14 protein-coding genes and 2 pseudogenes are annotated in these 18,355 nt (G+C 33.5%); 7 read left to right on the plus strand and 9 right to left on the minus strand.

The features are described 5' to 3' along the window. Positions 1–11: 11 nt before the first annotated feature. Both HGO49_RS07435 and HGO49_RS00885 read right to left on the minus strand, forming a co-directional pair. Entirely contained in the window at positions 12–332 is a 321-nt protein-coding gene (locus HGO49_RS07435; RefSeq protein ID WP_172758443.1) for a transposase, read from the minus strand. A gap of 194 nt (positions 333–526) precedes the next feature. Next, positions 527–1,189, minus strand: coding sequence for an exopolysaccharide biosynthesis protein (locus HGO49_RS00885; protein WP_172758442.1), 663 nt, complete (start codon positions 1,187–1,189; stop codon positions 527–529). Between the two features lie 322 nt (positions 1,190–1,511). Here HGO49_RS00885 and HGO49_RS00890 point away from each other — a divergent pair, with 322 nt between their 5' ends. The 3 genes from HGO49_RS00890 (at position 1,512) to HGO49_RS00900 (ending at position 4,033) form a co-directional block, all read left to right on the plus strand. Next, positions 1,512–2,018, plus strand: coding sequence for an actin-bundling T4SS effector WalE1 family protein (locus HGO49_RS00890; protein ID WP_172758441.1), 507 nt, complete (start codon positions 1,512–1,514; stop codon positions 2,016–2,018). A 212-nt stretch (positions 2,019–2,230) separates the two neighbouring features. After that, positions 2,231–3,175 (plus strand): IS110 family RNA-guided transposase, encoded by a 945-nt coding sequence (locus tag HGO49_RS00895; RefSeq protein WP_017532282.1) that lies wholly within the window; start codon positions 2,231–2,233, stop codon positions 3,173–3,175. A 246-nt stretch (positions 3,176–3,421) separates the two neighbouring features. Beyond that, positions 3,422–4,033, plus strand: a complete 612-nt coding sequence (locus HGO49_RS00900; protein ID WP_172758440.1) for an actin-bundling T4SS effector WalE1 family protein — start codon at positions 3,422–3,424, stop codon at positions 4,031–4,033. 10 nt (positions 4,034–4,043) lie between these two features. Here the strand turns inward: HGO49_RS00900 and HGO49_RS00905 are convergent. Continuing rightward, positions 4,044–4,559, minus strand: a pseudogene (locus HGO49_RS00905) (integrase core domain-containing protein); the annotation flags it as partial. A gap of 75 nt (positions 4,560–4,634) precedes the next feature. On the opposite strand from HGO49_RS00905, the gene HGO49_RS00910 reads away from it, so the two are divergent. Continuing rightward, positions 4,635–5,723 carry an IS481 family transposase gene (locus HGO49_RS00910; protein ID WP_096616077.1) on the plus strand — a complete coding sequence of 363 codons (1,089 nt, stop codon included), beginning with the start codon at positions 4,635–4,637 and terminating at the stop codon, positions 5,721–5,723. Between the two features lie 36 nt (positions 5,724–5,759). Here HGO49_RS00910 and HGO49_RS00915 read toward each other — a convergent pair whose 3' ends face one another. The 3 genes and pseudogenes from HGO49_RS00915 to HGO49_RS00925 form a co-directional block, all read right to left on the minus strand. Further along, on the minus strand, positions 5,760–7,004 hold the full coding sequence (locus HGO49_RS00915) for a WD_0033/WD_0034 family tandem repeat-containing protein (RefSeq protein ID WP_172758439.1): 1,245 nt from the start codon (positions 7,002–7,004) through the stop codon (positions 5,760–5,762). 67 nt (positions 7,005–7,071) lie between these two features. Then, positions 7,072–7,515, minus strand: a pseudogene (locus HGO49_RS00920) (recombinase family protein); the annotation flags it as partial. Between the two features lie 6 nt (positions 7,516–7,521). Continuing rightward, positions 7,522–9,921, minus strand: coding sequence for an ankyrin repeat domain-containing protein (locus HGO49_RS00925; RefSeq protein WP_172758438.1), 2,400 nt, complete (start codon positions 9,919–9,921; stop codon positions 7,522–7,524). 83 nt (positions 9,922–10,004) lie between these two features. Here HGO49_RS00925 and HGO49_RS00930 point away from each other — a divergent pair, with 83 nt between their 5' ends. Next, positions 10,005–11,471 (plus strand): IS4 family transposase, encoded by a 1,467-nt coding sequence (locus tag HGO49_RS00930; protein ID WP_172758531.1) that lies wholly within the window; start codon positions 10,005–10,007, stop codon positions 11,469–11,471. Positions 11,472–11,506: 35 nt separating this feature from the next. Here the strand turns inward: HGO49_RS00930 and HGO49_RS00935 are convergent, their stop codons facing one another. After that, positions 11,507–12,661: a hypothetical protein gene (locus HGO49_RS00935; RefSeq protein WP_017531648.1), complete on the minus strand. Its 1,155-nt coding sequence runs from the start codon at positions 12,659–12,661 to the stop codon at positions 11,507–11,509. Positions 12,662–12,753: 92 nt separating this feature from the next. Here HGO49_RS00935 and ychF point away from each other — a divergent pair, with 92 nt between their 5' ends. Further along, entirely contained in the window at positions 12,754–13,848 is a 1,095-nt protein-coding gene (ychF, locus tag HGO49_RS00940) for a redox-regulated ATPase YchF (protein WP_017531649.1), read from the plus strand. A gap of 7 nt (positions 13,849–13,855) precedes the next feature. On the opposite strand, the gene HGO49_RS00945 is transcribed toward ychF, so the two are convergent. Both HGO49_RS00945 and glpX read right to left on the minus strand, forming a co-directional pair. Further along, positions 13,856–15,295, minus strand: coding sequence for a hypothetical protein (locus tag HGO49_RS00945; RefSeq protein ID WP_017531650.1), 1,440 nt, complete (start codon positions 15,293–15,295; stop codon positions 13,856–13,858). Between the two features lie 144 nt (positions 15,296–15,439). Continuing rightward, positions 15,440–16,363: a class II fructose-bisphosphatase gene (gene glpX / locus HGO49_RS00950; protein WP_017531651.1), complete on the minus strand. Its 924-nt coding sequence runs from the start codon at positions 16,361–16,363 to the stop codon at positions 15,440–15,442. Positions 16,364–16,482: 119 nt separating this feature from the next. Here glpX and HGO49_RS00955 point away from each other — a divergent pair, with 119 nt between their 5' ends. After that, positions 16,483–18,303, plus strand: coding sequence for a hypothetical protein (locus HGO49_RS00955; RefSeq protein ID WP_017531652.1), 1,821 nt, complete (start codon positions 16,483–16,485; stop codon positions 18,301–18,303). Positions 18,304–18,355: the final 52 nt, after the last annotated feature.

Below are 18,355 nucleotides of genomic sequence, written 5' to 3' on the forward strand. Positions count from 1 at the left end.
ATAATTATCTTTTAAGGCTTTACTTTAGCTCGAATAAAAAGATCTAGAGCAACATGACGATCTTGAACGCTTGCACTGTGAACATCTGCCATAATAACTAGGCCTACTGTGTCTACAACAATATGACGTTCTCTACCCTTTATTTTCTTGCCAGCTCCTTTTTGAGTAGTCTTCACTGATTGACTATCAATTATTCCTACTGATGGTGTTTCATTTTTGCCAACCATTTTTCTTACCTCTTTTACTAGCATATCATGTATTTTTTCCAATTTGCCACTACCTGAGAAAATAGTCGTACACTGTCTCCAATGGTGAAAAATCTTTTGCTCCACTGGCAACCACCTCCCATTATATATCTTATTGCATTAATAATTATTCTGATATTATGCCTTCTTAGCCGACCTATCGCTCCTTGTGCAACACTTGGCTCTCATTCTTTGTCACTTATATCGCTTGTTACTCTCCTATTTTTTGCTTACCTCATCTTATTCTCTTCTTTATTCCCTTTCAAAATAGGTTCTCACAGTTAAAGATTAACCATGCACAAAACTTTTAGAAAAGAAAACGCACTCATTATAAGCTGTGGTCCTTTAACTATTACAATAAGAGCAAATAATATTCCACACAAGGATACCAACACTCCAAATATCGAGACAAGACCATCCTTACTCATAATACCAAGTGAAATAAGAGTTGTACCGATGGCTGGAATAAAGTGAGTTAATGGAAACGGATTGGCTATCACCAACGCACAAACTAACATTATAAATGCCAAAATCTTTTCACCTGGCCCTCGGAAGATAAAGGACATTCTTGGTTTCATGAACTTTTCTATTTTTTTTAATGCAGGTAAAGTTTTTTTGACCACAAGGGCTAGTGTTGAACGTTTAAAGGATTTTCTTTCTAACCAATTTGGCATCCATGGAGAATGAAACCCAAGCAGAAGCTGCAGTGAAAATAAGATTAAAGGTATGGAAAGTATAGTTGTATAGCCAGGTGGAACTGGTATAGGTACAGATAGTGGCAAGGAGAAAATAATTATTAAAATACCAAAACCACGTTCTTGTAGAGATATTTTAATTTCAAACAACGTCACTTTGTCACTATTAGTATTACCAGCATCTGCAACCTCTTGTAGAATATCAGATGCTAATTTTTTATCTTCAGTCAAATTCTCACTTTTTTGCACAGTTACTTTTTAACAAAATCATTCCTAATAAATAGCATAATTACTCGTATATTCCAATCTTGATTTAACACTATTATCAGGATAATCCTCTGATATTCTATATACAACCTTATCAGTTTGAATCTAATTATTTTGGCTGAACAAAGTCTCTTGAGTCATTTATAATTACTATACTCTAGGCTCTAATCGTAAATTTGAGCCTCTATAAAATCATGTCCAGCTAAATTATTTTAAGCTATACCAATATTAGTAATCAAGTTAACACTAATTTAATGATGACATATATAAAATATAATATATTGAATTAATAGTGAAGTTAAAAATGTTACCTAATGAAACAAATTCATATTCTCTTGTAACTCAACAAGAAAATGATCTTGATTTTAAGAAATTTACTGAAGATCTATCGAATATGAAGAGTGTTAATAATCACAAAAAGCTAAAGGAAAGAATCACTGACCTGTTAAAAGGAGATACAGAATTCTCTCGCATGAAACAAGGAGATCAGGCTCTTGTAGTAGGTACAGCAAGTGGGTTATTTACAGCATTATTAACACTTTTAGCAGTTGGTGTAACACTTGCTATACCAGGTGCTATAGTTGGTCTTACTTTATATTTCGCTGTAAAAGTAGCTGTAAAATCAGTTCAATCTGGATATAAAGGACTCAAATGGTCAGCTGAAAAAATTGTTGAAGGAACACAATATACTGCAGGCAAAATAAAAAAAGGCTTTATAAACGCTAAAGATTCGTTAAAAGAAGCTGGAAGTTCTGTAGCACAGAAAACAAGAGAAGGCACCAGTGATACACTTAAAAAAGTTGTAAGTTAAAAATATGATATAAAGGAGATAAGAGGGAAGATAACCCTACTCACTATAGGAATAGAGTTATCACGGGCGTGTGCGACCGACCAACTGTTGGTATTATAACCGTTCGGATCAAGGTACACTAGCCCATCTCTCGATACGTTTGAATAGTTGCATGGGACATATGTATGCACCCGTTTACAATCTTAAATTAATTAAAACTAATCGAGGTTATTATGATTACATCTTATCAAAATTTTATTGGCATTGATATCGGAAAATTTAAAAATGTTGTTGCAGTTCACAAACAGAAGAATGCTGTCGAATTCGACAATGATACTGCTGGCTGGCAACAATTGTTTCAAGATTTTTCAAATATCTTACCTAATTCTTTAGTAACTCTGGAAAACACTGGAAAATATGAGCTTGGCTTAGCACATTTTCTTGTTGATAAAGATATTGCTGTACATCGAGCTAATACTCGCAAAGTAAAAAGCTTTGTTCTATCTCATGGAACTTTAGCAAAGTCTGATCAATCAGATGCAAGAGCCCTTGCTCAGTATGGGTTTGAACGCTATAGTACTCTATCTCTATTTGCACCTATGTCAAAAGAACAAACAACCTTAGTTGCACTTTGTCAACGTCGTGATGACATTACAAAAATGAGAGCTCAAGAGAAATCTAGGCTTGCAGCACCTGAAAACGACCATATAAAAGAAAGCTGTCAGAAAACTATTGAATTCTTTAATAGCCAGATAGATGAGCTCAACAATACCATACAAAAAATTATTGATGAGAATCCAGAGTTACAAAAGCGCCAAAAAATCCTTAAAACAGTTCCAGGAATAGGTGCAAAATTATCTCAAGATTTTCTGTGTCTAATGCCAGAACTTGGTTATGTAAGTAGGGGAGAAATTGCAAGTCTTGCTGGAGTTGCACCTCATCCGAAAGAAAGTGGTAAAACTATTGGTTATCGCAGAATAAGTGGTGGCAGAAGCAACGTTCGTGAAAAGCTTTTTACAGCTGCGATGTCTGCTTCAAGGTCTAAGTCTGCGCTTGGTGGCTTCTATTCAAGGCTTGTTGGTAAAGGTAAAAAGAAGATGGTGGCTATGACAGCTCTAATGCGTAAAATCATAGTAATTGCCAATGCGAGGCTTAAAGAAGCAGTCAATGTGAATTAAAAAAATCTGCATAGAAAATAGGTTAACGAATATGTGGATAAATACGTCTACACACATTTAAAGTATTTATCCACATATTCGTTAACCATAAGATCTAAGCAGTAACTGTTGTTTGATACAAAATTTTTCTATGATTAAGTTAGGGTTTTTATTGTCAAAAATGCACTTTTTACTCGAATAAAAAACAAAATTACAAACAAAAGTTGTAATGAAACTAAATTCAAAAAATTTTAAAAAACATAGTTGATGGGAAGTAAATTGGGTAATTTGGGTTCAAGTATATCTAATTTGGATAGCATCCCATATTCAATAGACTTGCAGAATCAAACTGTTGTTTTAAAAACAGAAGAAAAAACGAAAAACTTCAATAGTGTGAAGGAGATGCTTGTTAATGAAATTTTGCAAGACAAGACTGTCAATAAATCTGCTTTAATTAAGGAAATATTCTCTGAATTAAACAGAAAAATATTGGAAAAAGCTGATTCTATTGATGGTCCACAAGGTTTCAAAAAGGACCAGTTAATCAATCAATTGAAACAACAAGCAGATTTTGTCAAAAAATTGGATGATAAGAAGTTGCAAAATTTGTTGGCTCAAGATGATAACAATCTCTATGAAATTTTCTCTGAACATCATGATGAAATTAAGAGGATTATTAGAGAATGTACAATAGAGCATAAACTTTCTAATTCTATAGAGAAGCTTAATAAGATAGCAAGCAAGTGTGGTGAAAGCAAAAAAGTAAGTAATGTGAAGTATCAAGGTGAAACACCAACTGCAACAATAGGATGTAAAATAGGAACAACGCGACGTAATAGCACTGGTAACCTTACTTGTACTAGACACAACTTAATCTGACAGGGATGAATTAACTGACAGAAGAATTGAGGTAGTTAAAACTAATATCAGTCTCTTGTTTCATGCTACTAATATTTTTCTGAAAAGCAATGTGTTTGCTATTAAGAAAAGTCTGAGTAGGCGTTTTGCCATAGCAATATTTGCCTGAATGAGGCCTTGTCTCATTATAAGAACGCAACCAATGATCAACATCTATCTGCAGATCTTCCAAAGAATTGTAGATTTTCTTGCGAAAAATAATATTGTAACACTCATCTTGCATAGTCTTATGGAATCTCTCGCATATGCCATTAGTTTGCGGAGAATTGGCTTTAGTTCTTGAGTGATCAATATTTTCGATTCCTAAGTATAACTGATAAGCGTGATTCTCTGGTTTGCCACAATATTCTGTACCTCTATCGGTCAAAATGCGCAATAATGGCACGCTTTGTACATCAAAAAATGGTATTACTCTATCATTCAGCAAGTCAGCAGCGGTAATAGCAGTTTTATCTGTATAAAGCTTAGCAAAAGCCACTCTCGAATAGTTGTATTAAACAAGACTTGATCTGACACTTTAAAAAAGTAAGTTATAAAATAATAAAAGAAAGGAGTGTTAGAAATGAGTACGATACAAACAAAAATACTAAAGCCGAAACTAGGATTGCTAGAGCTAGCAAAACAGCTTGGAAATGTGTCTCAAGCATGCAAGGTTATGGGATATTCAAGGGATACATTTTATAGATTCAAAGAACTATATGAAAATGGAGGAGAAGAAGCGCTGCATGAGATAAGCAAGAAAAAACCACTTATGGCAAACAGAGTCTCTGAAGACATGGAAAGAGCTGTAGTTAATATTGCAACAGAATTTCCTGCATATGGACAACAAAGAGCTGCAAATGAACTGAGAAAAAGGGGCATAATAATCTCTGAAGGTGGAGTGAGATCTGTATGGCTGAGAAATGACCTTGAGACCTTCAAAAAAAGACTGAGGGCTCTTGAGGCAAAAGTTATGCAAGATGGAATAATTCTAACAGAGGAGCAACTTGCGGCTTTAGAAAAAGTTAAAGAACAAAGGGAAGCACATGGTGAAATTGAAACAGAGCATCCAGGTTATTTAGGTTCTCAAGATACTTATTATGTAGGCAACATCAAGGGTATAGGAAGAATCTATCAGCAAACTTTTATTGATACTTATTCGAGAGTGGCTTTTGCTAAGCTTTATACAGATAAAACTGCTATTACCGCTGCTGACTTGCTGAATGATAGAGTAATACCATTTTTTGATGTACAAAGCGTGCCATTATTGCGCATTTTGACCGATAGAGGTACAGAATATTGTGGCAAACCAGAGAATCACGCTTATCAGTTATACTTAGGAATCGAAAATATTGATCACTCAAGAACTAAAGCCAATTCTCCGCAAACTAATGGCATATGCGAGAGATTCCATAAGACTATGCAAGATGAGTGTTACAATATTATTTTTCGCAAGAAAATCTACAATTCTTTGGAAGATCTGCAGATAGATGTTGATCATTGGTTGCGTTCTTATAATGAGACAAGGCCTCATTCAGGCAAATATTGCTATGGCAAAACGCCTACTCAGACTTTTCTTAATAGCAAACACATTGCTTTTCAGAAAAATATTAGTAGCATGAAACAAGAGACTGATATTAGTTTTAACTACCTCAATTCTTCTGTCAGTTAATTCATCCCTGTCAGATTAAGTTGTGTCTAGTACAATTTATCTAAAATCTAATCCAGAAATCGGGTTTGAAGAGTGGATAGTAGGACTCTCTACTTTTTCAAGCCTGGTATTAGGCTCTAAATTACTACACAATCCAAAACTTACGCAGGCTAACCCAGCAATTCCAATAACTATCCCTAGTATATGTATTTCCATAATATAAAACACAATACCACTTACTAATAACACTGCACCAATAACTCCAGCTAAAATGGGTTGATTTGATGATTTTTTATCTTTGGTAATGCTAGATATAATATGAAAATATGGTTCAGCTTGAAATGACCTATTTGGCTCTTGCATATTAGTTTGCGTAAAAGTATTTTGGTCTTTCTTATTGATTTTACAGATGGGTTGATTTGTATGACGATTTTCTCTGTGCCACTCAATGTTGTTTTCTGTATCTTCCTCAAATATATTAACGATTTCTTCTTGTTCATCAGTAATAAAATTTAAAGAATTTTCTTCGTCTTTGTTTTCCTCTTTTACACTGGTTTCACATGTGAGCTTAAGATCTTTGCTTCCTGTTGAAATATTTTGGGTTTCTTCACTATTTGCAAACATAGTTTCGTGTATTTCAAGATCTCTACAGTCTTTATTGATACCCTCACATCTAGTTTCAACATTACTACTTGCAGCTTCAACTTCTATATTCAGAATTTCCTCAAACTCCTTCAGAATCAGTGCACTTTCTTTGCAATTGTGTTTATTAGCATAGTCAAGTAGTGTATGGCTTATCTCTTTACCTTCTGCTTTCTTTACTTTCACTTTTTGGTTGAGAATTTCTTTTAAAATACCATTCTTTTTAGAAGCTTCTAGAACTGCTCTAATAGCTTTACTATCTTCCTCTAATATGCAGGATACCAGTGCAGTGTAAGTTATTGTTAGACCATTTGGCAATTTTTGGGTCAATTCCTCACTAAGAACATCCTGTAAGATTCCTTGATTTATTGTTTCTTGTAAAAGCTCCTCAAAAGCTTGATTATTTTTATAGAACATAGATTGGCACAGCAGCGTCAGAGTCCCTTCCTTTTCCTCGTCTTTGTAAATTATTTTTTTTGTAAGAAGTTTCTGTGTGTTGTAATTAGACTTATTAAATTTTTCACTAATACTTTCACCGTTTTCTATCTTCTTTAATAGCTTGAAAAGCTTTTTTTTATCTTCATTTGTAAAATTATCCTGATCACCTGCAAGCTTATAGATTATATTTTTTTTGTTCTTAATCTTTTTAAACTTTGGCATTACTTTCCTTGCTCTACAATATTTAATTTTATAAATTAGTTATATTAACAACTTATTAATTGCTTAATTAAGGCACCAATTTGTAAAACTTTTCCAATTGCTCACTCCACAGCATCGGTATTTCTCTTAAATCCACTAACCTCAAACCCCTTGGCTGTCTCCCATTTACTATGTCTTCTTTAATTCTCGGAGCTAAATAATTCAACCTTAAAATTTGCTGTATACGTCTTGTACCTATATTAATTTTGGCACTCAGCTCCTTCACACTTTCGTATTTTCCTTCTTCTAGTTGCCGTTTCCACAAATGAGCTCTTACCACTGCTTTCAGTAGCGCATTATTTGTTTTCCCTTCTGGCTCTACTACTGTGCATTTGTTTCCTTTCTTTTTTATTGGTATAAATTCCACCTTATCCTCTGAATTCACCTCTATTCCATCCTCTCTCACCAATACTGTTCTTATTAACTTTTTCACTACTTCTTTCTGCTTTCCAAAACTTAAATTTTTCCACTTGTAAAATTATGTTCTTAAGCTCTTGTTATTCATAGATTCTACAGCAACACTATTAAGTAAACATGCGGGCATCATCTCACTATTTATATTAATCACGCTTTCCGTTCTATCAGCAAGACCTTCAAATTGCATTGATATGTCAGATGATAGATTCTGACTACCTTGAAGCAATTGTATATTTGATGCATTTTCTTCAAATGTTGCACTTATATTTTCTAATTTTCTTTTTTTAGGCTCGTTTAAATGCGCAGATCTCCTCTGTTGTCTTTCATGCAAAAAATTCTTGAGTTTAGATTTCACATTAATTCGTTGCGTTAAAAGAGAAAAATGGTTAATAAGGTCGAGAGCAATATCTGGGTGGTTAATGGTAATGGTAAGAGCATAAAATAAAGGACTCATACCATCTTTGTCCTTTTCATTTACATTAGCTCCCTCTCCTACAAAATAGTCAATAACATTTGAATAACCACGTACAGCAGCAAAGTGCAAAATACTTATCCTACCTTTGTTACACGGATCTACCATAGTTTTTTGCACCACAAAGAACTTAATACTATCTAAGTGATTACACATAGCAGTATAGCACGTAGAACTCATATAATTTTTATCATATTGATCTACATTCGAAATAAATACCTTTTCCTTTATAAGATATTTAGCAATATCTAACCTATTACTTTCAGCAACATAGAGGAAAGGATTCATATAATCTTTATCCCCTAGATTTAAAGAGGCACCTTTTTTTGCAAGGTAGCTAACAATAGCTAAACAACCATTTTTACTAGCAAAGTGCAAAGGACTCTCACCTTCTTTACTACGTAGATTTATATTAGCTCTTTTCTCTACAAGATATTCAACAATATCCAATCTACCATATATAACAGCAAAGTGCAAAGGACGCATGTTATTTTTATCCTTTATATTTATACTAGCTCCTTCCTCTACAAGGTATTTAATAATATCTAAGTGACCATATATAGCAGCAAAGTGCAAAGGACACATACTATCTTTGTTTAATGATTTTATTATAGCCCCTTGCGCTACAAGGTATTTAGCAATATCTAAGTGACCATATACGGCAGCAAAGTGCAAAGGATTCATACCTTTTGTGTTCTTTAGATTTACATCACCCCCTTTCCTTACAAGATGCTGAACAGTACCTAAGTGACCATGTATGATAGCATAATCTAAAGAAGTAAAATTCTTTTCATCAATAGCATTAATAACTTTGCTTAATTTATTAGGTTCTATTTTCTCTAATATCAGCTTAATAACTTCTTCATTACCATCTTTGGCTAGTAAATGTAAGATAGTACTTTTATCATAAATAGAATCAATAAATTCATTAACTAATCTGTCATATTTACTTACATGACTCCAAACAGATATAATGTGATTCGGATTTATAAGGGAAAATGATGTCATAATTTCTCTTAAAGTTTCTTCTTCTATTCCTGTTCGTTCTTTCTCTACTCTTACTGTTTTTTGTATCCCTTTATGAACTCTTGCTATTGACTTCTCTAGCTCAATCACTGAAAACTTATTGAGTAGATTAAGAGCATCCAAAACTTGTTGCTTACCTTTTTCTGATTCCTTCTGGAGGAAAATTTCTTCTATATCAATTTGATTGGGATCCAAGTAAGCCATATATGATACAATATCATGCGATTGCTGCCCAACATTTTCTTCTCTTTTTATTTTATCAAGGTTAAGCGTCAAAGTTATAAATAATTCTTTGGTGAGACCTAGCGCCTCGAGACAATTAGGATTCGGTTTTTTCATTTCTTCATTATAGAGTTTTAGATATTCACTAACATTAATCTTTTCTTGTGTAATATATGCTGTTGCTTGTGTCAAAGCTAATGGAAGATATCCCAATGTTTGTGCTAACCCTACTAGATAGTAATCCTGTAACCTATCTTTTACTTCTAAGGCTCTTTCAATAAATGTTATAGCTTCTCCTAGAGAAAATCCATCATTCAACTGTGTCTTTTCTATTTCTTTTTCCCAATTCTTGCTACGAGAAGTAATTAAAACGTAAGGCTTTTCTCCATGAAAAAACAAATTAGGAAAATAGGATGGTAAAAATTTTTCAATCTCCTCATAATTAGTGGCATTATCAAAAATAAAAAGACTTTTTACGTCTCGAACATACTTATATACATCCTTGACAATAGATTCAATTCCTCTATCTCGAACAACATTAAGATCAATATGATTTTCTGTAGAAATTCCTAATTCTTTAGCTAAATTACGAAATGAATTGAAAAGAGTGTCATATGTTTTAGCATTTATCCATACAACTTTTGTCCAAATATTACTCTCCTTACTATATGCGTAGCTTCTAGCCAATTCACTTTTTCCTGTCCCATATTCCCCCTTAATCAAGACCTTACTATTACCCATAAATCTAAAAATGGAGAAAAAGCTGCTATTTTACTAATTCAACTTTCTATTATAAATAGATCTATGGTCTAAAAATGGAATATATGATGAAAAGAACTATAAATACCTCAACTGGCGAATGGGCAGAAAGTGAATTTGGAATTGTTAATTTTGGTGATATAAGATTAAGTAAAAGGCTTCTAAAAATAGTTAATAGTTTTGCTGAATCGCCTGAGCGTTCAATAAATCAAGCTTGTGAAGATTGGCATCAAAGTAAAGCAGCTTATAGATTTTTCCAAAACGATGCCATTTCTGAAAGAAAAATATTAGACAGTCATATAATTAAAACTGTTGAAAGAGCTAAAGAATACTCAACTATCTTAGCTATCCAGGATACGAGTTATATTTCATATAAAAATCATAAAAAGACCGAAGGATTAGGGATTATAGCAGCAAGATTAACATCTAAAACAACTAATTTTAAAACCCATGGATTAGTGATGCATACAACGTTTGCAGTTACAACAGAAGGACTACCTATAGGATTATTGGATCAAAAAATTAGTACTAGACCTTCCTTAACTGAAGACCTAAAGGAGTTGAAAAGAAGAAGCCATAATACTGCTCTTCCCATAGAAGAGAAAGAAAGCATACGGTGGATAGCATCACTTAAAGACTCTACTAAACATCCTGGATTAAAGGATGTTAAGGTAGTTACCGTTTGTGATAGAGAAGCAGATATTTATGATTTATTTGAAGTTGCTTCCACTAATCAATCTCTTTTTGTAGTAAGAGGAAATCAAAACAGAACAGTAAACAAGAAGTCGACTTATTCTGAAAAAGGTGGTGAAAGATTGTGGGATTTGATGAATCGCATGTCTTGTCAAGGAGAAATTCAAGTGAGTATTCCTGCTCGCGATAAAAAACCTCAAAGAACAACAGTTTTAGAAGTAAAGTTTAGTAACTTTGTGATGAATGCATCAAAAAACAACGCTAGACGTAAAACCCAAAAACTTCCTAATTTAAATTTAAATGCTGTCTATGTTATAGAAAGATATCCCCCATTTGGCGAAGAGCCCATAAACTGGATTTTGTTAACAAATATAAATATTAATAATTTTGAAGAAGCAGTAGAAAAAATACAATGGTATTGCTTAAGATGGAGAATAGAGGTTTTTCATAAAATTTTGAAATCCGGTCTTAAAGTTGAAGAATGTAGGCTCCAAACAGCAGATAGATTGATCCGCTTTCTTACAATTATGAGTATAATTGCATGGAGAATATTTTTTATTACATTGGTAGCTAGAACAAATCCGAATCTTTCTTGCACTGTCATACTGACTGATGACGAATGGAAGGTTTTATATACCAAAATGCTTAAGACAAAAAACTATCCTGAGACTCCACCACCTATAAGAGAAATTGTGAGGTGGGTGGCCAAGTTAGGAGGGTTTTTAGCTCGCAAAAATGACTTAGAACCAGGTCCTATAGCCTTGTGGAAGGGATGGAAACGTCTCTTTGATTTAGCAGAAGGATGGAGACTTGCTCATGAATTCTATACTTGTGGGTAATAGTAAGCTATAGAAGTATGTAGGACTGTGAAAATTTACTGTGCAGATATTTGTTGCTGTTGATGAGATGTGACTCTTGGTTCTTCCATACTACACGATGGACTGAAAGACTTCTGCTGCTCAGAGCGCTCTATGTGTTGCTTTATATCACAAGCGCACTGCTCTACAACATCATCAATTTTTCCATCAGCATTTTTTGCCAATAACTCATCAAATCTCTTCTCAACTTTTTCTCTCTCAGAAATGTTTTTTGTAATATTACAATATTCTAAAATCTCATCTATCTGAAACCGTTTTGCTAATAGGAAGTCTTCTTGTTCTTGAATTTCCTTAGTCTTAGCTCTAGAGTAATGATTTCCTTCAAGATATATTGTTTCTCTCTCTTTACTACCCCATAACTCGTCATTTAATTTATAACTCTCACGATTCAAGAACTCATTTAGTTGATCATTGTTTATCATTTCAGGATTTGGTTCAAACTTTTGTTGTTCCTCTCTACCATCCACTTCACAATGGACATTAATTTCAATATTAGCTAAAGAAGCTAATACCTGAACTTCTTCAATGAAAATAAAATAATTTGGGCTTTCTATTGCCTTAAGGTAAGCTTGATAAAGTTTAGATTCATTAAGAAATGAGCGTGTAATAAATTCACTGTTATATTGGTCATCGTACTCATCTTTACTATGGTTATTAAGAGTCTCTGCATATTCTCTTAAATTAAGCATAGCTTGATCACACGGTATATTAAGTTTGCTAACAACTTTATTCACTAACCTCTTCACATTATCTTCAACATTTTCAATTTTCCTTTTTGTTTGCTCAACCAACTCCTTTATTTTATCAGACTCGCCAGTTAAATCTCCTGGCTTGTTTAAAAACATATTAAAAACTTTTTCTAGCTGACTCCTTAAAGAATCTGGCATATTGTAATCATCTAAAGACGTAAATTGACTTAAGAATTTGTGCCATTCCATTCTCATATCTTGTGCTCTTTCAGCTTTATATGGACCGGAGCTATTATCACCAAACACTGCATGGAAAAAGCAATTGCCATCACCTATAGTATCATACTTAACTACTTGATTAGCAAAAAATTCTTGCTTCACATCATTGTCTGAAACCTTGAGTCTTTTTGCATCTACATCAAGAAAATCATTTGGTAGTTTTCGTTTTCTAAATTCAGCCATATTTTTACCTTCACTTAAGCTAAGCAAGCAGATAATTAAAGTATAGCAAAAATTTTTAAATTATGCAATAATTATAGCTTTAAATAGCAAATATGAGCTTTAATTGTGGCATAGTTGGATTGCCAAACATAGGAAAATCAACTTTATTTAATGCACTTACAGAGTCAAGTGCAGCCGAAGCTGCAAACTATCCTTTCTGTACAATCGAGCCAAATGTTGGCAAAGTGCCAATACGAGATCAGCGTTTGAAACAAATTGCCGCAATTGCCAGTTCAGAGAAGGTAATCTACAACCAATTAGAAATTGTAGATATTGCAGGCCTGGTTAAGGGTGCAAGCAAGGGTGAAGGACTAGGAAATAAATTTTTAAGTCATATCAGAGAAGTTGATGCCATTGTTCATCTGCTCAGATGCTTTACGGATGACGATATCAGTCACGTACACAGCACTGTAGATCCAATATCAGATGCTGAAATAGTGGAAATGGAATTAATTCTAGCTGATATTGATAGCATAGAAAAAAGGCTTCCACAACTTGAAAAAAAAGCAAAGCAAGGTGATAAAGAGCTAAAGAGACAACTTGAATTAATGCAAGAGGTATTAGCTACTTTAAAACTTGGCAAGCCTGCAAGAAGTTTAGAGCATATTGATGGAGATGAAATGAAGTTGCTTCAATTGCTAACAACAAAGCCTGTTATGTACGTCTGCAATGTTGAGGATACAAATGTTATAACTGGTAATGAATTATCTAAAAAGGTAGAGAAAATGGCAGAGGAAAATAAAAGCAAATTTTATTGTATTTCAGCAAAACTCGAAGCAGATATTGCAAATCTTGATAGCGAAGAAGAAAAACAGAGTTTTTTATCAGAATTTGGCTTGCAAGAATCAGGACTTGATGGAGTAGCACGTATTATGTATGAAGTGCTAAGTATGATAACTTTTTTTACTGTAGGGCCAAAAGAAGCACGGGCATGGCCAATAAAGATAGGATCAACAGCTGACAAAGCAGCAGGTGTAATTCACACTGATTTTGAGAAAGGCTTTATAAAAGCAGAAACTATAAGCTTTGCAGATTATGTAAAATACAGAAGCGAATCAGCATGTAAAGATGCAGGCAAAATTCGCTTCGAAGGCAGAGACTATATAGTGCAAGATGGTGATATAATGCACTTTAGGTTTAATGTGTAGTATACATCTAACTACCAAAAAACCAAGGAATACGGCCTCTGTTTATTATATCTTTCTCTTCGCTGATCTCATCTAGTTCCACGTCATGGAGAATGGAGCTAGGTGTTGTAACAACTTCTTTTCCCTGTGGTTGTATATTCTCCTCCTCCTCACATAGTACGTTCTCCGGACATTCTTCTAAAAATTCATATAAATCTTGATTTTCTATAAGCATATCCTTATTTTGCTTAGCTAATTCTAAAATTTCCTTTACTTCAACATTTTCACCATTAATAGTTGTCTGACCAATCTCAATGTTACTAGGATTTACATTTAAACTAATAAAGCAGTTAACAGAATTACCTTTCTCATCTTCTGCACTCCACCTAATTTTCATATCGCATGTTGCATCTTTTGCAAAGCGGTAATTTCTTTTTCCATTATCATTCTTCTCAACCGTTGCTATTCTTTTATCGTTACTGTATATTTCTACTATCTTTACCTCATTTTTATTTCTTTCCATCCCTTCAATTTTGTTAGTGAAAAGACGGCTGATTTCTAAGCTACACCCAGGCTTAGAAATATTAATACTAAGATGATCATAATGATTAAGAGAACGTTTTGCATATGCGCATGGCACATAACATCCATCAAAAAAGGCAACTGCACTATCAGTTTTGAGAAATTCCTGTCCGTTACTCATCCCTTCTTCGATTCGAAGAAGATATCTACCCAACCTCTTTTTAAAATTCTTTCGCTTGTCTTCAGGAATAGACTTTTCATTCAATATACTTATTATTTCTTTTTGCTTACTTAATACTACATAATTAAAAAGGAAAATGTTCTTATTCCATCGATAATAATTCGCTATTTTGTCAAATGGATCTGCAGGCCAGCCTTTATTATAATTTACGTTATCCTTATCATCTTTACACAAATTATCCTTAAGGCCAAAATTCAATTTTCTAAAATCTGATAATACTTCTTCTACCCTATCTTCAAAAAATTGAAGTTTATTTTGAAATTCTTTCCCATAATTCATTTTCTCATTTATTTTAAGAAGATATTCACTAAATTTCTTCCTAAAATTTTCTTGATCTTTATGGGCAAGCCTCTGATCTAATATATCTGTTATGTATTTTCGCTTATTCAATATTACGTAGTTAAAAAGGTCACTTTTTTTCCTCCTTTCATAATCTTCTGCTATTTCGTTAAAACACTCATTACTGTTCTTAAAATCCAATTTTTCGAAGTCTTGGAGCACGTTTTTTACATCATCCTCACTAAATTGAAGATTTGTTTGAGGAGACGCGTCAGTTCTACTTTGATCATCAAGTTGAGGATTTTTTTTAGTAGATTGGACTAATAAACTTTCTGTGCTGTTAGAGAAAGAATGATTATTTTCTTCAGATTGAGAACTTTTCTTTTTAGACGTATTAGTAAAAAAATTAGTTAGTGAACTAAACATTAAGCACCTCTTAGTATTACTATTTAACTATAACTTAATTCCAAATGTTGTAAAGCTAAAATTAACATGTAAATTCATTTTTTTAAGATAATTATTAAGTATCTTCCTTCTATAAAAATTTCATAATCAGCATATGACAAATGTTTAAGATATTGATTTTGTTTGTATTTTTATTAGTTTACCAGGCAATATTATTAATGAATTAGTCAGACAAATATCTTGGCCAAACTTTACTCCATCCACAAACTCTCCATTTGTTACTCCAGTTGCAATGAACACTGATTCACTTTTTGCCATGTCTTTCACGGTGTAGATTTTTTCTGGGTCAGTGATATTCAAATTTTTTGCTCTTTCTTTTAATTGATCCGTGTCAAATATTAATCTTCCTTCTATCTGCCCACCGATTGAACTTAGCGCTGCTGCTGCAAGCACTCCTTCTGGAGCTCCTCCTATTCCAATATACATATCGTGATTGCCATTTATTAGCGAAACTACGGCTGCAACATCACCATCATCTATTAATTTCACTTTTGCTCCTAGCTTCCTAATTTTTGCTATTAATTCATCATGTCTTTCACGTTTAAGTACAGTTACTATAAGATCACTTGCTTTACATCCTTTTGCCTTGGCTAAATTGTCCAGATTCTTCTCAATCCTATTTTTTAGTGAGACTACACCCTCTGGGAGATTTTTTCCCACTGCTATCTTTTCCATATAAACATCAGGTGCATGTAAAAAATTACCTTTTTTTGTTGCAGCAAGAACAGACATTGCCCCTTGTTTATAATGAGCGCAAATCGTAGTGCCTTCAAGTGGATCAACAGCGATGTCAATCTCAGGGCCACTTCCTGTGCCAACTTTTTCTCCGATATATAGCATCGGTGCTTCGTCCCTCTCCCCTTCCCCAATCACAATTGTACCATTTATTTCCATTGAGTTTAGCACCGTACGCATTGCATCAACTGCAACTTGATCAGCCTTTTTTTCATTACCAAGGCCTGCCAATTTATATGCAGCAAGTGCTGCAGCTTCAGTCACTTTCATTAACTTATAAGCTAAATCTTCCATCATTTACTCGAGAATTATAAATCAATATATATCATGCCATTTGATACTGCAAGATTACTTGACTGAATAATGAAAAAGTTGATATAATAAGCGTATAGCAACAATAGTAAGATTTGAATATGATCGGTAATTTAACTTATGAAGATGTAAAGAAATTTGTAACTGATAATCCTAATATAGCTGCTCAGGAATTTGGTGAGAAGCTAAAACAAAGTGGGCCAACAGATGCAAAGATTTGTGATTTGTTTATGGATATTCTCCGCTCAGGGAAAAGCAGTATTTTAAATGATTATGATACATTTCTAAAAATTGTTGAATTGCTCGCAAAGTCAAATATTAAAATTGATATTGGAGATACTACTTCTAAAACTGTATTAGATTACGCTGTGTCAGGTAAAAAACCTAACGTTATAAAGATATTTTTGGATAGCGATAAATTTGATCAAGAAAGAAAATCGAATGCTTTGTTGACCGCCGTTAATGAAGGTAAAGTTCAAGAGTTTGAGATATTTTTAGATTACATAGATCATACGAAAATACTAGAGGTTCTTAACACAGCTCCTCACAATGAGAGCACTGAAGTTATGAAGATACTCTTGAATAACAAAAGATTTACTGGAGAAGAGAAAGTTCAGGCTTTGAGTAATGCCTCTGTAGATGGCGACCTACCAAAAGTTAAGTTACTTTTAAAGTACATGACAGGTATACCAGAAGATGGTATAAGAAATCTTCTAAAAATAATTGAAGAAGGGAAATTATCACTCAGAGAACAACTTCAAATAGATTCTGAGTTTAAAGTCGACTTCAGCAATTCTGATCACAATAAATATCTCTCAAGCTGTGTAATAATTGCACTGCTTAGATCAGCAATAAACAAGAAGCAAAACACACCTGATGGAGCGGAGTCCAATGTCAGTAATACAAGCACTGGTCTCACGCTAAATAATGATGACATTAGGAATCTGTGTCTTGATATAGATAGGGTTACAAAACAGGATAGCACAGTTACTAGTTTTGAAGATTTGCAAAAAAGGTTAAGAAGTAAGGGAATTAATCTTCAGAGCAAATGTGAAAAAAATGCTGTACTAGAATATGCAATTAAAGATCAAAATTTGAACGTTATAAAATTTCTCTTACAAAATGGAATGACCATCATCAATGCAATCGGTCAAGAAGGAAGGTATTACGTTAGCAAAATTGAAGGAGAAAAATCTATATTATGCTTTGTTGTCTCTTACACTGATGATGACAATGCTGAGATTCTGAGCACGTTACTGCAAAGTGTTAATGCAGAGCAATCAAAACTAGATCCTGAAAGTGAATTGTACAGATTATATCAACAGTTAAAGGATGATGCATTCTGCACTGCTTCTTCAAAAAAGAATTCTGTGGCAGCAACAGCACTGATACAAAATGATCGAGAAATAATTGTGCCGCATGGATCAGCAACAAATAAGGAACAAGAAACATTCCACATAGAAACAAATAGTGTATCCAATAGTAATAGAAATGTTATTAGTAGACCTGTAGCAACAGCGCCTCCAGTTAGTACTAATGGTAATAATAACAAAAATGAAGCACCTGTATCAACAAGGACTGGCCCAACTGTCACACCAAATAATGATAAGAAAGCTAACGGCTTTGTAGAGGCTCAATTTTCTCCACCACATGAAAAAGAAACTAAATACAAAAAAAGTAAGGAGAGTTTTTACGCCTCATTAAGGAGTGATGTTGTTGGAGTTGTTATTGCAGGATTATTTGTTGCTGCTGCTGTGACGGTTCCATCTTTAGCTGGTGCATTAGTTTGCAGTGTCCTAGCTATTTTAGTTGTAATGGTAACTGGATTACATGTAAAAAATTTTACACTTCCAAGTTACAGCGAAATGAGAGAAAATAAGGTTGAACCTGTAAATTCAAGTTTGAGAAACCATGCAATCTAGCTCCTAGAATCACTTTTCAAACCAATTATAATTTCTTGATTGTTAAACCACT

The organism is Wolbachia endosymbiont of Diaphorina citri (assembly GCF_013096535.2).
Lineage (GTDB): Bacteria > Pseudomonadota > Alphaproteobacteria > Rickettsiales > Anaplasmataceae > Wolbachia.

What these genes read in the sequence shown, in the direction of transcription:
- HGO49_RS00890 (WP_172758441.1), top strand. Translation starts at nt 1,512, where the DNA reads ATGTTACCTAATGAAACAAATTCATATTCTCTTGTAACTCAACAAGAA.
- HGO49_RS00895 (WP_017532282.1), top strand. Translation starts at nt 2,231, where the DNA reads ATGATTACATCTTATCAAAATTTTATTGGCATTGATATCGGAAAATTT.
- HGO49_RS00900 (WP_172758440.1), top strand. Translation starts at nt 3,422, where the DNA reads ATGGGAAGTAAATTGGGTAATTTGGGTTCAAGTATATCTAATTTGGAT.
- HGO49_RS00910 (WP_096616077.1), top strand. Translation starts at nt 4,635, where the DNA reads ATGAGTACGATACAAACAAAAATACTAAAGCCGAAACTAGGATTGCTA.
- HGO49_RS00915 (WP_172758439.1), bottom strand. Translation starts at nt 7,004, where the DNA reads ATGCCAAAGTTTAAAAAGATTAAGAACAAAAAAAATATAATCTATAAG.
- HGO49_RS00925 (WP_172758438.1), bottom strand. Translation starts at nt 9,921, where the DNA reads ATGGGTAATAGTAAGGTCTTGATTAAGGGGGAATATGGGACAGGAAAA.
- HGO49_RS00930 (WP_172758531.1), top strand. Translation starts at nt 10,005, where the DNA reads ATGATGAAAAGAACTATAAATACCTCAACTGGCGAATGGGCAGAAAGT.
- HGO49_RS00935 (WP_017531648.1), bottom strand. Translation starts at nt 12,661, where the DNA reads ATGGCTGAATTTAGAAAACGAAAACTACCAAATGATTTTCTTGATGTA.
- ychF (WP_017531649.1), top strand. Translation starts at nt 12,754, where the DNA reads ATGAGCTTTAATTGTGGCATAGTTGGATTGCCAAACATAGGAAAATCA.
- HGO49_RS00945 (WP_017531650.1), bottom strand. Translation starts at nt 15,295, where the DNA reads ATGTTTAGTTCACTAACTAATTTTTTTACTAATACGTCTAAAAAGAAA.
- glpX (WP_017531651.1), bottom strand. Translation starts at nt 16,363, where the DNA reads ATGGAAGATTTAGCTTATAAGTTAATGAAAGTGACTGAAGCTGCAGCA.
- HGO49_RS00955 (WP_017531652.1), top strand. Translation starts at nt 16,483, where the DNA reads ATGATCGGTAATTTAACTTATGAAGATGTAAAGAAATTTGTAACTGAT.